Raw genomic sequence first — 12807 nt, 5'->3', positions numbered from 1 at the left:
GTGAGCTATTTCTCCATCTTTCCAACCGCTTGCACATACTTAATCAGTTCGCTGTGGTTGGAAAGATTCAGCTTTTTCATCGCATTGTGCTTCTGCGTCGCAATGGTACTGACCGAACGGTTTCGATGACGGGCAATCTCCGTCGTTGAAAATCCTTCCACGATAAGATGGAGCACCTCCCACTCTCTGGCCGAGAGGATGGAGCGCGCCCGGGAACCGGACCGCATTACCCGCCTGAGCCACGAAGAGATCGACGGTGTTTGCCCGTCCGCCATGAGCAACGCGGGTAATTCCTTTTTCAGTTCAGTCAATTCATCCTGCTGACTGATGGTTAATTCAAATTTCATCTCCAGAACTTTTTTTAACAGCCCGTAAGGCAGCTCGGGCACCAACAGAACACGCCTGACGTGATGGGTTTTACATAAAGATGTAAAACGGCTGCTGACCTCCGCACTCCACTCTTTATGATTAAGCAGATAATTAAATTCAGTGAAGAAAACATCCACGTTATTATCCGCGACCGCCGCCAGCGCCTGTTCTGTGGAATCGACCTGAGTAATGTTCAGTACGTAATCGGGTAAAAGATCCTGGGGCGCCCGGAATATTATCTCTTTAAATATATTTATTTTGTAAAACACCATTACCCTTACGATACGTTCAGTATTATTCATGTCTTTTCTAAATTCTCGTGACCGGAGGAAAATGATAATAGTTTATGTACTCACCACTCACAACCTCTTCGCGCCAGGATTTTATCCTTCTCAGGCTTAAAAATCTGAACAAGGACATTAAATTCATAGAAAAAATTCTATTTTATTCTGCACGCCGTTTCCCCTCGCAGATAAAGCCCTGTCGATAATCCTGCCACGATCACAATTTTTCTTACAGGAACAGCAGTAAATCACTGAAAAGGCGGTGGATTAACCCCATTAATCAACCTTCTAATGCTTATTAATCGCCCATTCACAGAATAAAAATCTGGCATGAATATTATTAGAAGATTAAAACAATTGCATATACCATTAAAACCATTTTTCAATTTTATCTTCCTCTAATAATTGGCATCAGCTTTACTCGACGGTTTGTATTGGCTTACATTGATGCCATCGCATCGCGTTATTTAAAAAGTGCTCGCCATTCTTTTAATAAGAGAGTGCGAACCGCCATTTTCTCTTATATGGACTGTTTACTCAGCGAAAGGAGAATGCCAATGCAAAATAAAAAAACAATTCACGTTGCCGTTGTTGACAGCTGCGAATTCACGATGATTGGCCTGCAATCGCTCGGAAAGCGTGAGCCTGATGAAAAACACGACGTTATTTTCCATGGGTTTACCCATATCGAAGAACTTGCTATAAGTGAACAACTCTTTGATATCATTATTTATGATCCGTTGAATACGCGTCATTTCCGGGTGACGACGAATGACGACATTCTCTGTATTAAACAGAAACAAGTGACGGCGAAGATCTATATCTATTCGTTATCCGCCGGCTATTTGAAATTCAAACATGTTGATGGGGTAATCAGCAAAAGAGTCTCCCTGGGGGATATCAAAGCGCTGTGGCAAATACTGATGAGCCAGACGCCGCAAGAGTCTGGTCGTTACAACGTAGGCATGACTACCCGCTTACGCACCCCGGCGAGGCTGTCCAGCGAGGAGGCCAGCGTATTGCGCGGCTATTCCTGTAATCTCAAAACCAAGCAAATCGCCCGTCAGCTGGGGTGTAACGTCAGGCTGGTTTACTTTTATAAAAACAACGCCATGAACAAGCTTAAGGCCGTGCGTGGCCCCTCGTTTTACCAGAGCATTCGCTGGATCCTGAATTAAGAATTTGACCGTGTGTCGTTTGCCTTTTGTTCCCGTGTCCGCGGGAACCTTTTTTCATTTCCTGAAGGCTGTTCCATGTATACCGTTCTTCCCTCTCCCCTGTTGCAACGTATCTCAGGGCTGCGATTCCAGCCGCTTGTCGATCTTCATTCGGGCCAGGTGTTCGCGCATGAAGTTCTCGTGGAGATCCATAACGTCAATCTGGAGATATTGTTTGCTTCTCTGCCTTCGCGCAGCGCGCTGCAAATCTTCTTCTGGCAGGCCAACACCCTGTTACAGATACCCGCCCGGGACGCTTACTGGCTAAACCTTCCGGCAGAGCACCTTCTCGACGAACGCGCTATCCGGTTGTTGCTGGCGTTACGCCATCAGCAGCGGTTAACGATTGAAATTCAGGATCCTCTCACCATCACACGGCTGAGTAAGGCTGAGCAACATCGTCTTCATGCCACGCTTGTTCGGTTAAAAGAGGCGGGATGGCAAATCTGGCTGGACGATTTAACCCGGGAGTTGGCTGAGGCGTTCGCGCGGCTTGCGCTGCCGCTGGATGGGGTAAAAATTGACCGTTCAGCGCTGCGCGAGCGCGCGCCGCTTGCCCCGTTTGTGCAGGAGGTCAGGGCAGGTATCGCGCAATCAATTCTTATCGAAGGCATCGAGAATTCGCGGGATCTGGCGCGCGCCCGCGCGTCTGGCGCACAGTCTGGCCAGGGTTTTCTGTGGCCCGAAAGCCGCACCGATGCCCGCGTAAAGCTGTGAGGGCCAGCTTACCGTGGCTTACCAGCCCGGCACCGCACCGCCGTTAAAAATGGTCTCCGCCGCTTTCGCCACTTCCGGCGACTGATAGGACTGGATAAATTCCTTCACGTTTTCGGCGTCTTTGTTGTCTTCACGCGTGACCACTATATTCACGTAAGGCGAGTTTTTGTCCTCAATAAAGACGCTGTCATGTACCGGAGACAGCCCCGTTTGCTGAAGATAGGTGGTACTGATGATGGCCACATCCACTTTCGGATCGTCCAGCACGCGCGGCAGCTGCGCCCCTTCCAGCTCCATAATCTGTAAGTTTTTCGGGTTCGCGGTAATATCCAGCGCCGTCGGCAGCAGGCCCACATCCGGTTTAAGGGTAATCAGCTTCTCTTTTTGCAGCAGCAACAGCGCGCGACCAAGGTTGGTGGGATCGTTTGGAATCGCAATGGTTGCGCCGTCCTTCAGCTCAGACACCGATTTAATCTTTCGGGAGTAACCCGCCATCGGGAAGACGAAGGTATTGGCCACGGCGACCAGCGTGTAATTGTGCGCCTTGTTATCTTGTGCAAGGAACGGGCGATGCTGGAAGACGTTGGCGTCCAGTTCGCCCTGGTTGGTGGCATCGTTGGGTAGCAGCGAGCCGCTAAAGCCCACCAGCTCAACATCCAGACCGTATTTCTCCTTTGCCACCTTTTTGGCGACTTCCGCCACGTCCTGCTCAGCGCCATTAATCACGCCGACTTTAATGTGTTTGGCATCATTGCCGCCTTGATCGCAACCTGCCAGCAGCAGGGCCGCGAGCACCAGAGCACTCAACTGAAATTTCACGAGACAGTTCCTTTCGACAGTGGTTTTGAAGACTATATCGACAACGAGACGGCAGGCTAAAAAACGAAAAGGAATCAGTAAGACGGTTAAGTTATATGCGGCCTGTTGCCGGGTGGCGCTGCGCTTACCCGGCCTACGTAACGGGCGAAGTGTAGGCCCGGTAAGCGTAGCGCCACCGGGCGATGGGCATCAGGCTACGGTAGTCCAGGCGCAAGCAGAACCGCTAACCTCACGCCTGCCGACGCAGCGGCGCTTCGCGCAAAAACCACGACAGCACAAACGCCAGCACCATAATCCCCGCCGCCAGCATAAACACCGCATGGATAGCCGAGCCGAACGCATCCAGATAGTCCAGACGCAGGGCATCAGGCAGATGGTGAATGGCAACGGGATTAAGTTCGCGCGGCAGTTCCGCCCCTTCCGGCAGCCTGTCGATCAGCCCTGATTGCAGAATATGGGTGAACACCGCGCCAAACAGCGCAACGCCAATCGCCCCGCCAATGGAACGGAACAGCGTCACCCCAGAGGTCGCTACGCCGTATTGATCGGCTGACACGCTGTTCTGCACCGCCAGCACCAGCACCTGCATCACCAGTCCCAGCCCCATGCCCAGCACGCCGGTAAACAGGTACAGCTGCCAGGTTGGGGAGGTGATTGAAATGCGCGTCAGTAACACCATCCCCACCACGCCGAGCAGCGTGCCGAGGATCGGGAACAGACGGTATTTCCCGGTGCGGCTGATGATGCGCCCGCTGATGATGGAGGTGAGCAACAGCCCGCCCATCAGGGGGATCAGCTGCAAGCCGGCCTGCGTTGGCGTGGCGTCTTTCACCACCTGTAAATAGAGCGGCAGGAACGTTACCGAGCCAAACAGGGACATGCCGATGATAAAGCCAATCAGGCTACAGAGCAGGAAGCTGCGGTCGCGGAAGAGCGACAGCGGGATAATCGGCTCCCACGCCAGCCGCTCTTCGTAAATAAACCCGGCGATCCCCGTCAGGCCGAAGGCCAGAATGCACCACAACTGCGGGTCGTTCCATTGGCGGATCGTACCGCCCTCGGTGGTAAACAGAATGATGCACAGCAGCGCCATGCTGAGGTAAATCGCTCCCAGGTAATCAATCTCATGCTTGCTGCGCCGCGCGCTACCGTGGAAAACCGCCCCAATCACCAGCAGCGCAAACAGCCCCAGCGGCAGGTTGATGTAGAAAATCCAGCGCCAGGATGCATGCTGAACGATAAACCCGCCGATCAGCGGGCCTATCACCGTCGCCAGGCCAAACACGCCGCCAAACAGCCCCTGATAGCGACCCCGATCGGCAGGCGGGATCACGTCCGCCACGGCGGCCATGCTGATCACCATCAGGCCGCCGCCCCCCAGCCCTTGCAGGGCGCGCATCAGCACCAGCTGGGTCATGTTCTGCGCCAGGCCACACAGCGCAGAGCCCACCAGGAAAAGCACTATTGCGATTTGCAGGACGATTTTACGGCCAAACAGATCGCCGAATTTGCCATACAGCGGCACCACGATGGTCGAACTGAGGATATAGGCTGTCACCACCCAGGAGAGCTTATCCAGCCCGCCCAGCTCACCGACGATGGTCGGCAGCGCGGTGGAGACAATGGTCTGATCCAGCGCCGAGAGCAGCATCACCAGCAGGAGCGCGCTGAACAGCAGCTTAATCGACGGCGCCTTTTTCGCAGGTTGAGTCATTACGTCGGACTCCATAAGAGATCGCTTGAAATTAATTAATCGAATAATTAATATTCAGGTAAGTTATGGATAAGATCAAGAGACAGCGTGACCGTGCCAGCACTAAAAGACAATTCTGAACCCCGCCGTCCCGGACGTCCGCGCGGCGGCAAGCGCGTTACCGCCAGCCGCGAACAGCTGCTGGACATCGCCCTGAACCTCTTCTCCCGCCAGGGGATCGCCAATACGTCGTTGAACGCTATTGCCCGCGAAGCCGGCGTGACGCCCGCCATGCTGCACTACTACTTCAACTCCAGAGAACAGTTACTGGATGCGATGATTGAGGAGCGCTTCCTGCCGTTACGCGAGCGGATCGGGGCGATTTTCGCCGACAACCGGGATTCGCCGGTGGATGCCCTGACGGAAATGGTCAGGGTGCTGGCCGAACTGGCGGAAAAGTATCGCTGGTTTGCCCCGCTGTGGATGCAGGAGGTGATCGGCGAGATGCCGGTACTGCGTACGCATTTGCAGGAGCGCTTTGGCGATGAGAAATATCACACCACGCTGGCAACCATCAAAGGCTGGCAGCAGGAAGGAAAGCTGAATCCGGCGCTGGCCCCCGAACTGCTGTTCACGACGCTGCTGAGCCTGGTGCTGGTGCCGTTCTCTCGCATGCGCAATGACGAGAGGCTTAATGCCCTCTCGCCGGAGATCGTTGTGCGCCACGTGTTAGCCGTGATCGGCAACGGGATCGGTGGTTAAAGATCCCTGGTCAGATAGTGTCTCTGCATTCCCTGATAAGGGTAATCCTGCAAGGACATCTGCACCTGATAACCCTGTTTTTCATAGAACGGACGCGCCTGGAAGCTGACCGTATCCACCAGCGCGTGACGGCACCCTTTGCGACGGGCCTCCTCTTCAGCCGTTTTGATCAGATGGCTGCCGACGCCCGTTCCCCGCACCCTGTCGCTGACCCACAGAAAGTCGATATTCAGCCAGTCGCCTTTACGTACGCCGATTAACCCGCCCAGCATGACGCCGTTGTCGTCCCGCACATATACGCCAATATCGCCACTAAACGTCGCCAGATCTAAATACTGCGCGTTATAAGCTCTTAGCCCCGTTAATAATTCTTCTTTTTCTTCAGCCGTGACTTTATCTGTAATGCTCAGGTGCATAAATCTCTCCTTATTTTCAGCGCAATCTGAATATCTCACAGCTTAACCTTCATAAAAACTCCTTATTTCCTCCATTGTTTAAACAAGGAAATATTCATTCAATATGTAAATAAAAAAAAACTTTCCAATAGGCTCCGAAAACGTATAATGAGAACGATCATTCTCACTTTTTACGGTAGCCGACGATGAGCACAAAGCTGGAAGCACGACAAAAACTACGGCAGGACGAAATCATCACCGCCGCGCGCCGCTGCTTTCGCGCCAGTGGATTTCACGCTGCCAGCATGTCGCAGATCGCCAGCGAAGCCAGGCTCAGCGTCGGACAAATCTATCGCTATTTCAGTAACAAAGACGCGATCATTGAAGAGATGATCCGGCGCATTATCGACTCACGTATTGAGGAGATGCAGGGCAAAACCCTGGTTGAAGGGATGCCGCAGGCGCTTGCCTGGCGCCAGACGCTTAACGAAGATGATGACGCGCTAATGCTCGAAATGTCCGCAGAGGCCACGCGCAATCCGCTGGTGGCAAACATGCTGATCGAAGCCGAAGCCCGCATGTTCGCTAACGCCTGTGAGCACCTGAAAAAGCAGTTCCCCCACCTGAGCGATGAGCATATTCGCTGCTGCGTGGAGATTACCGCCGTGATGATCGAAGGCACGATTTACCGTCGACTCACGCCTTTAAAAGTACCGTCAGAACAATTAGAGCCCATATACCAGAATATTTTAAATATGCTTTTCTCTGCGAAGTAATCGCATGTGAATAATTAGCGGAAATAAGTAATTTCCCTTTTTTCATTTCTGGCTCTGCCAGAGATGCGGGATCGCTGTGCTTTTAATTAGCCCTCCTCCCTGTTAAGCGATTAACAGGGCAGGCTTCGTTCACCCTGGAAAAAGATTATGAAAACCATAACAACCTCCATCGCAGCATTACTCCTCCTGACAGGGTGCGATAATGCGCAAACATCTGCTCCCCAGCGTCCTCTTCCGGAAGTGGGGATTGTCACACTCATGAGCCAGCCGGTGTCCGTGGTCAGCGAGCTGACCGGCCGCACCGCCGCCGCGATGAGCGCCGAAGTGCGCCCTCAGGTGGGCGGCATTATTCAGAAACGGCTCTTCACCGAAGGCGATACGGTCAAGGCCGGGCAGGCGCTGTATCAGATCGATCCTTCCAGCTACCGCGCCGCTTATGATGAAGCTGCCGCCGCACTGAAACAGGCGCAGGCGCTGGTGCAGGCCGACTGCCAGAAAGCCCGGCGCTATGCGCAGCTGGTTAAGGATGACGGCGTATCACGTCAGGATGCGGAAGACGCGAAGTCCACCTGCGCGCAGGACAAGGCCAGCGTCGAGTCAAAGAAAGCCGCGCTGGAAAGTGCCCGCATTAACCTCAACTGGACCACCGTCACCGCGCCGATTGCCGGACGTATCGGCATCTCCTCTGTGACCCCCGGCGCGCTGGTGACCGCCCAGCAGGATACCGCGCTGGCCACTATTCGCGGGCTGGACAGTATGTACGTCGATTTAACCCGTTCCAGCGCCGATCTGCTGCGATTACGCAAGCAAACCCTCGCCAGCAACAGCGATACGCTGAACGTGTCGTTGATCCTCGAAGACGGCAGCAGCTACAGCGAAAAAGGCCATCTGGCGTTAACCGAAGTGGCGGTGGATGAGTCTACCGGCTCAGTCACCCTGCGCGCCGTCTTCCCGAACCCGCAGCATCAGCTTCTGCCGGGCATGTTCGTCCGCGCCCGAGTGGATGAAGGCATCATGAATGACGCGATCCTCGCGCCGCAGCAGGGCATCACCCGCGACGCCAAAGGTACCGCCACCGCGCTGGTGGTGAACGCCAGCAACAAGGTCGAGCAGCGTCAGCTGGAGACGGGCGACACCTACGGCGATAAATGGCTGGTGCTGAATGGCCTGAAGGCGGGCGATAAGCTGATTGTGGAAGGCACCGACAAAGTCACCGCCGGGCAGGAAGTGAAAGCTGAAGAGATGAAAACCAACGGAGGAAACGCCTGATGTTTTCCCGTTTCTTCGTGCGTCGCCCGGTCTTTGCCTGGGTTATCGCCATTCTCATCATGCTCGCCGGGATACTGGCGATCCGCACGCTGCCCGTTGCGCAGTACCCGGACGTTGCCCCGCCGTCGATCAAAATCTCCGCCACCTACACCGGCGCCTCCGCACAAACGCTGGAGAACAGCGTGACGCAGGTGATCGAGCAGCAGCTCACCGGGCTGGATAACCTGCTCTACTTCACCTCCACCAGCAGCTCGGACGGTTCGGTGAGCATCAACGTCACGTTTGAACAGGGAACCGATCCGGACACCGCTCAGGTACAGGTGCAGAACAAAGTCCAGCAGGCGGAATCACGCCTGCCGACCGAGGTGCAGCAGTCCGGGATCACCGTCGAAAAATCCCAGAGCAACTTCCTGCTGATCATGGGCGTGTATGACAAAACCGATACCGCCAGCAGCTCGGATATCGCCGACTGGCTGGTGAGTAATATGCAGGATCCGCTGGCGCGCGTGGATGGCGTCGGCAGCCTGCAGGTGTTCGGTGCAGAATACGCGATGCGCATCTGGCTCGACCCGGCTAAGCTGGCGTCGTACTCGCTGATGCCCTCCGACGTGCAGAGCGCGATTGAAGCGCAGAACGTGCAGGTCTCCGCCGGTAAAATCGGCGCGCTGCCCTCGTCGAACACCCAACAGCTGACCGCCACCGTTCGCGCTCAGTCGCGTCTGCAAACGGTCGATGAGTTCAAAAAAATCATCGTCAAGAGCGAGTCCAACGGTGCGGTGGTGCGCATCAGCGACGTCGCGCGCGTGGAGATGGGCAGCGAAGATTACACCGCCACCGCGAAGCTGAACGGCCACCCGGCGGCGGGTATGGCGGTGATGCTCTCGCCGGGCGCCAACGCGCTTAACACCGCCACGGCGGTAAAAGACAAGATCGCCGAGTTCAAAAAGTCGATGCCGGAAGGCTACGACGTGGCCTACCCGAAAGACAGCACCGAGTTCATCAAGATCTCCGTTGAGGACGTGATTCAGACCCTGTTCGAAGCCATTATCCTCGTGGTGGTGGTGATGTACCTGTTCCTGCAAAACATCCGCGCGACGCTGATCCCGGCGCTGGCGGTGCCGGTGGTGCTGCTGGGCACCTTCGGCGTACTGGCGCTGTTCGGTTACTCCATCAACACCCTGACGCTGTTTGCCATGGTGCTGGCGATAGGACTTTTGGTGGATGACGCCATCGTGGTGGTGGAAAACGTCGAGCGTATTATGCGCGACGAAGGGCTGCCCGCTCGGGAAGCGACCGAAAAATCGATGGGCGAAATTTCCGGCGCACTGATCGCCATTGCGCTGGTGCTCTCTGCGGTATTCCTGCCGATGGCCTTCTTCGGCGGCTCTACCGGGGTCATTTACCGTCAGTTCTCGGTCACCATTATTTCGGCGATGTTCCTCTCCGTGGTGGTGGCGCTGACCCTGACGCCCGCGCTGTGCGGCTCGATCCTGAATCACACCGCTCCGCACAAAAAGGGCTTCTTCGGCGCGTTTAACCGCTTCTACAGTAAGACCGAGCACGGCTATCAGAATAAGGTTCTGCGCGCCCTGCGCCGTTCCGGCGGCATGCTGGTGATCTTCGCCCTGCTCTGCGGCGCGATGGGGTTCGCCATGCTGAAACTGCCGGGCAGCTTCCTGCCAACCGAAGACCAGGGTGAAATCATGGTGCAGTACACCCTCCCTGCCGGCGCAACCGCGGTGCGTACCGCAGAGGTAAGCCGCCAGGTACGCGAGTGGTTCCTCACCAAAGAGAAAGCTAATACCGACGTGATCTTTACCGTTGAAGGCTTCAGCTTCAGCGGCAGCGGCCAGAACGCCGGGATGGCGTTCGTCTCCCTGAAAAACTGGTCAGAGCGTAAAGGCGAGGAAAACACCGCGCAGGCCATTGCCCTGCGCGCCACGCAGGAGCTGAGCGCCATCCGCGATGCCACCATCTTTGCGATGACACCGCCGGCAGTGGACGGTCTGGGCCAGAGCAACGGCTTTACCTTTGAGCTGATGGCGAGCGGAGGCACCGACCGCGACGCGCTGCTGAAACTGCGTAACCAGCTGATTGGCGAAGCGAATCAGGACAGCTCGCTGCACGCCGTGCGCGCCAACGATCTGCCGCAGATGCCGCAGCTTCAGGTGGATATCGATAACAACAAAGCCGTGTCGCTGGGGCTCTCCCTGAGCGACGTCACCGACACCCTGTCCAGCGCCTGGGGCGGCACCTACGTGAACGACTTCATTGACCGTGGCCGCGTGAAAAAGGTCTACATCCAGGGCGACAGCGACTATCGCGCGGTACCGTCGGATCTCAACAAATGGTATGTGCGCGGCAGCGACAGCACTATGACCCCATTCTCCGCCTTCGCCACCACCCGCTGGGAGTATGGCCCGGAAAGCCTGGTGCGCTACAACGGCTCGGCGGCGTATGAAATTCAGGGCGAGAACGCCAGCGGCGCCAGCTCCGGTACGGCGATGAGCAAAATGGAGCAGCTGGCGAATAACCTGCCGTCCGGCAGCACCTGGGCGTGGAGCGGTTTGTCGTTGCAGGAAAAACTGGCGAGCGGTCAGGCGATGAGCCTTTATGCCCTCTCCATCCTCGTGGTGTTCCTGTGCCTGGCGGCACTGTATGAGAGCTGGTCGGTGCCCATTTCGGTGATCCTCGTGATCCCGCTTGGGGTGCTGGGCGCGGCCATTGCCGCCTCCCTGCGCGGCCTGAGCAACGATGTCTATTTCCAGGTGGCGCTGCTGACCACCATCGGTCTGTCGTCGAAGAACGCCATTCTGATTGTCGAGTTTGCCGAAGCCAAAGTGGCCGAAGGCTACTCCCTGACGCGCGCCGCCCTGCGGGCCGCCCAGACGCGTCTGCGTCCGATCATCATGACCTCGCTGGCGTTTATCGCAGGCGTGACGCCGCTGGCGATTGCCACCGGCGCGGGGGCCAACAGCCGCGTGGCGATCGGCACCGGCATTATCGGCGGGACGCTGGCCGCGACGCTGCTGGCTATCTTCTTTGTTCCTTTATTCTTTGTACTGGTGAAACGTCTGTTCTCCGGTAAGCACGCAAACCGGAGGTCATAATGTTTCGTGTAACTGTTTTAGCGTTAGCACTGCTGAGCGCAGGCTGTGTGTCATTAGATCCCACGTATCAGCGCCCGGACGCGCCCGTTCCGGCCACCCTACCCGGCGCGCACGGCGAAGCCAGCGCCGTGGTGAGCCAGTGGCAGCAGGTGATGAATGATGCGCGGCTGAAAAGCGTGGTGACGATGGCGCTCAACAGCAACCGCGACGTGCAAAAAGCGATTGCGGATATCGACGCCGCCCGTGCCCAGTATGGCGAAACGCGCTCGTCCCTGTTCCCGACGGTGGACGCGGAACTGAGTCATACCCGCAGCCGTACGCTGGCGAGCGGCGTCGCGACGAGCGACGAAGCCAACGGCACGGTCTCCAGCTTCGAACTGGATCTGTTTGGCCGCAACCAGAGCCTGTCGCGCGCCGCGCGTGAAACCTGGCTTGCCAGCGAGTTCACCGCGCAGAACACGCGCCTGACGATGGTCAGCGAGCTGACCACGGCCTGGGTGACGCTGGCGGCGGATAACAGCAATCTGGCGCTGGCGAAATCCACCCTGGAGAGCGCCGCGAACTCGCTCAAAATCGTCAAACGTCAGCAGGAAGTAGGTGTGGCAGCGGCCACGGACGTCAGTGAAGCGATGGCGGTTTACCAGCAGGCGCGCGCCAGCGTGGCGAGCTACCAGACGCTGGTGATGCAGGACAAAAACGCCCTTAACCTGCTGGCGGGCGATACGGTGCCCGAGAACCTGCTGCCCGGCACGCTGGAGAGCCTGAGCGATAACGCCATCACGCTGATCCCGGCGGGCGTCAGCTCCAGCGCGCTGCTGCGTCGCCCGGACATTCAGGAGGCGGAACATAACCTGCTGAGCGCTAACGCCAACATCGGCGCGGCACGCGCCAACTTCTTCCCGACCATTTCACTGACCGCCAGCGCGGGCGTCGGCAGCGATTCGCTGTCATCCCTGTTCAGCCACGGCATGAAGGTCTGGTCGTTCGCGCCGTCCATCACCCTGCCGCTGTTTAGCGGGGGCAACAATATGGCGCAGCTGCGCTATGCGGAAGCGGAGAAAAAAGGGTTAATTGCGACCTATGAGAAAACCATCCAGAGCGCGTTCAAGGACGTGGCCGACGCGCTGGCGCGGCGCGAAACGTTGAGCGAACAGCTTGATGCCCAGCGTGAATACGTGGCGGCGGAGCAAAAAACGCTGGATGTGGCGACGCGCAGTTACAAGGCTGGCGCGGGCGATTATCTGACGGTGCTCACCGCGCAGCGATCGCTGTGGTCAGCACAGGAATCACTGATTGCCTTGCAGCAAACCGACCTGGAAAACCGCATCACGCTGTGGCAATCGCTGGGTGGAGGGGTTCAGTAACGGCCTGAGAGGGCGATTCTCATACCAGGTGA

Annotated in this window: 11 protein-coding genes; 7 read left to right on the top strand and 4 right to left on the bottom strand. The window is 56.8% G+C overall.

What is annotated here, in order from left to right:
• Positions 1–5: 5 nt before the first annotated feature.
• Positions 6–641, bottom strand: a complete 636-nt coding sequence (locus ACQG0S_RS00305) for a LuxR C-terminal-related transcriptional regulator (RefSeq protein WP_426750787.1) — start codon at positions 639–641, stop codon at positions 6–8.
• Between the two features lie 569 nt (positions 642–1210).
• On the opposite strand from ACQG0S_RS00305, the gene ACQG0S_RS00300 reads away from it, so the two are divergent.
• Both ACQG0S_RS00300 and ACQG0S_RS00295 read left to right on the top strand, forming a co-directional pair.
• Positions 1211–1831, top strand: a complete 621-nt coding sequence (locus tag ACQG0S_RS00300) for a LuxR C-terminal-related transcriptional regulator (protein ID WP_125375292.1) — start codon at positions 1211–1213, stop codon at positions 1829–1831.
• A gap of 75 nt (positions 1832–1906) precedes the next feature.
• Positions 1907–2587 carry an EAL domain-containing protein gene (locus ACQG0S_RS00295; RefSeq protein ID WP_169440847.1) on the top strand — a complete coding sequence of 227 codons (681 nt, stop codon included), beginning with the start codon at positions 1907–1909 and terminating at the stop codon, positions 2585–2587.
• 18 nt (positions 2588–2605) lie between these two features.
• On the opposite strand, the gene nlpA is transcribed toward ACQG0S_RS00295, so the two are convergent.
• Entirely contained in the window at positions 2606–3406 is an 801-nt protein-coding gene (gene nlpA, locus ACQG0S_RS00290) for a lipoprotein NlpA (protein WP_048966522.1), read from the bottom strand.
• A 229-nt stretch (positions 3407–3635) separates the two neighbouring features.
• Complete coding sequence (locus ACQG0S_RS00285) at positions 3636–5135, bottom strand: MDR family MFS transporter (RefSeq protein ID WP_045621000.1); 1500 nt, start codon at positions 5133–5135, stop codon at positions 3636–3638.
• A gap of 78 nt (positions 5136–5213) precedes the next feature.
• Here ACQG0S_RS00285 and ACQG0S_RS00280 point away from each other — a divergent pair, with 78 nt between their 5' ends.
• Positions 5214–5861, top strand: a complete 648-nt coding sequence (locus tag ACQG0S_RS00280; RefSeq protein WP_032622106.1) for a TetR/AcrR family transcriptional regulator — start codon at positions 5214–5216, stop codon at positions 5859–5861.
• On the opposite strand, the gene ACQG0S_RS00275 is transcribed toward ACQG0S_RS00280, so the two are convergent.
• Entirely contained in the window at positions 5858–6277 is a 420-nt protein-coding gene (locus ACQG0S_RS00275; protein WP_169440846.1) for a GNAT family N-acetyltransferase, read from the bottom strand. The two genes, ACQG0S_RS00280 and ACQG0S_RS00275, sit on opposite strands and share 4 nt — an antisense overlap.
• Positions 6278–6462: 185 nt before the next feature.
• Between ACQG0S_RS00275 and ACQG0S_RS00270 the strand changes: the two genes are divergently transcribed.
• From ACQG0S_RS00270 to ACQG0S_RS00255, 4 genes are all read left to right on the top strand, one after another.
• On the top strand, positions 6463–7032 hold the full coding sequence (locus ACQG0S_RS00270) for a TetR/AcrR family transcriptional regulator (RefSeq protein WP_038414998.1): 570 nt from the start codon (positions 6463–6465) through the stop codon (positions 7030–7032).
• Positions 7033–7179: 147 nt separating this feature from the next.
• Positions 7180–8301, top strand: coding sequence for an efflux RND transporter periplasmic adaptor subunit (locus ACQG0S_RS00265; protein ID WP_038414997.1), 1122 nt, complete (start codon positions 7180–7182; stop codon positions 8299–8301).
• Positions 8301–11411 (top strand): efflux RND transporter permease subunit, encoded by a 3111-nt coding sequence (locus tag ACQG0S_RS00260; RefSeq protein WP_169440844.1) that lies wholly within the window; start codon positions 8301–8303, stop codon positions 11409–11411. Before ACQG0S_RS00265 ends, ACQG0S_RS00260 begins: the two co-directional genes overlap by 1 nt.
• Complete coding sequence (locus ACQG0S_RS00255; protein WP_022646568.1) at positions 11411–12775, top strand: efflux transporter outer membrane subunit; 1365 nt, start codon at positions 11411–11413, stop codon at positions 12773–12775. Before ACQG0S_RS00260 ends, ACQG0S_RS00255 begins: the two co-directional genes overlap by 1 nt.
• The last annotated feature ends 32 nt before the right edge of the window (positions 12776–12807 follow it).

The sequence above is a fragment of the Enterobacter cloacae complex sp. 418I7 genome, assembly GCF_050030705.1.
GTDB classification, from domain to species: Bacteria; Pseudomonadota; Gammaproteobacteria; order Enterobacterales; family Enterobacteriaceae; genus Enterobacter; species Enterobacter intestinihominis.
This window is presented reverse-complemented; position numbering and strand designations above follow the sequence as displayed.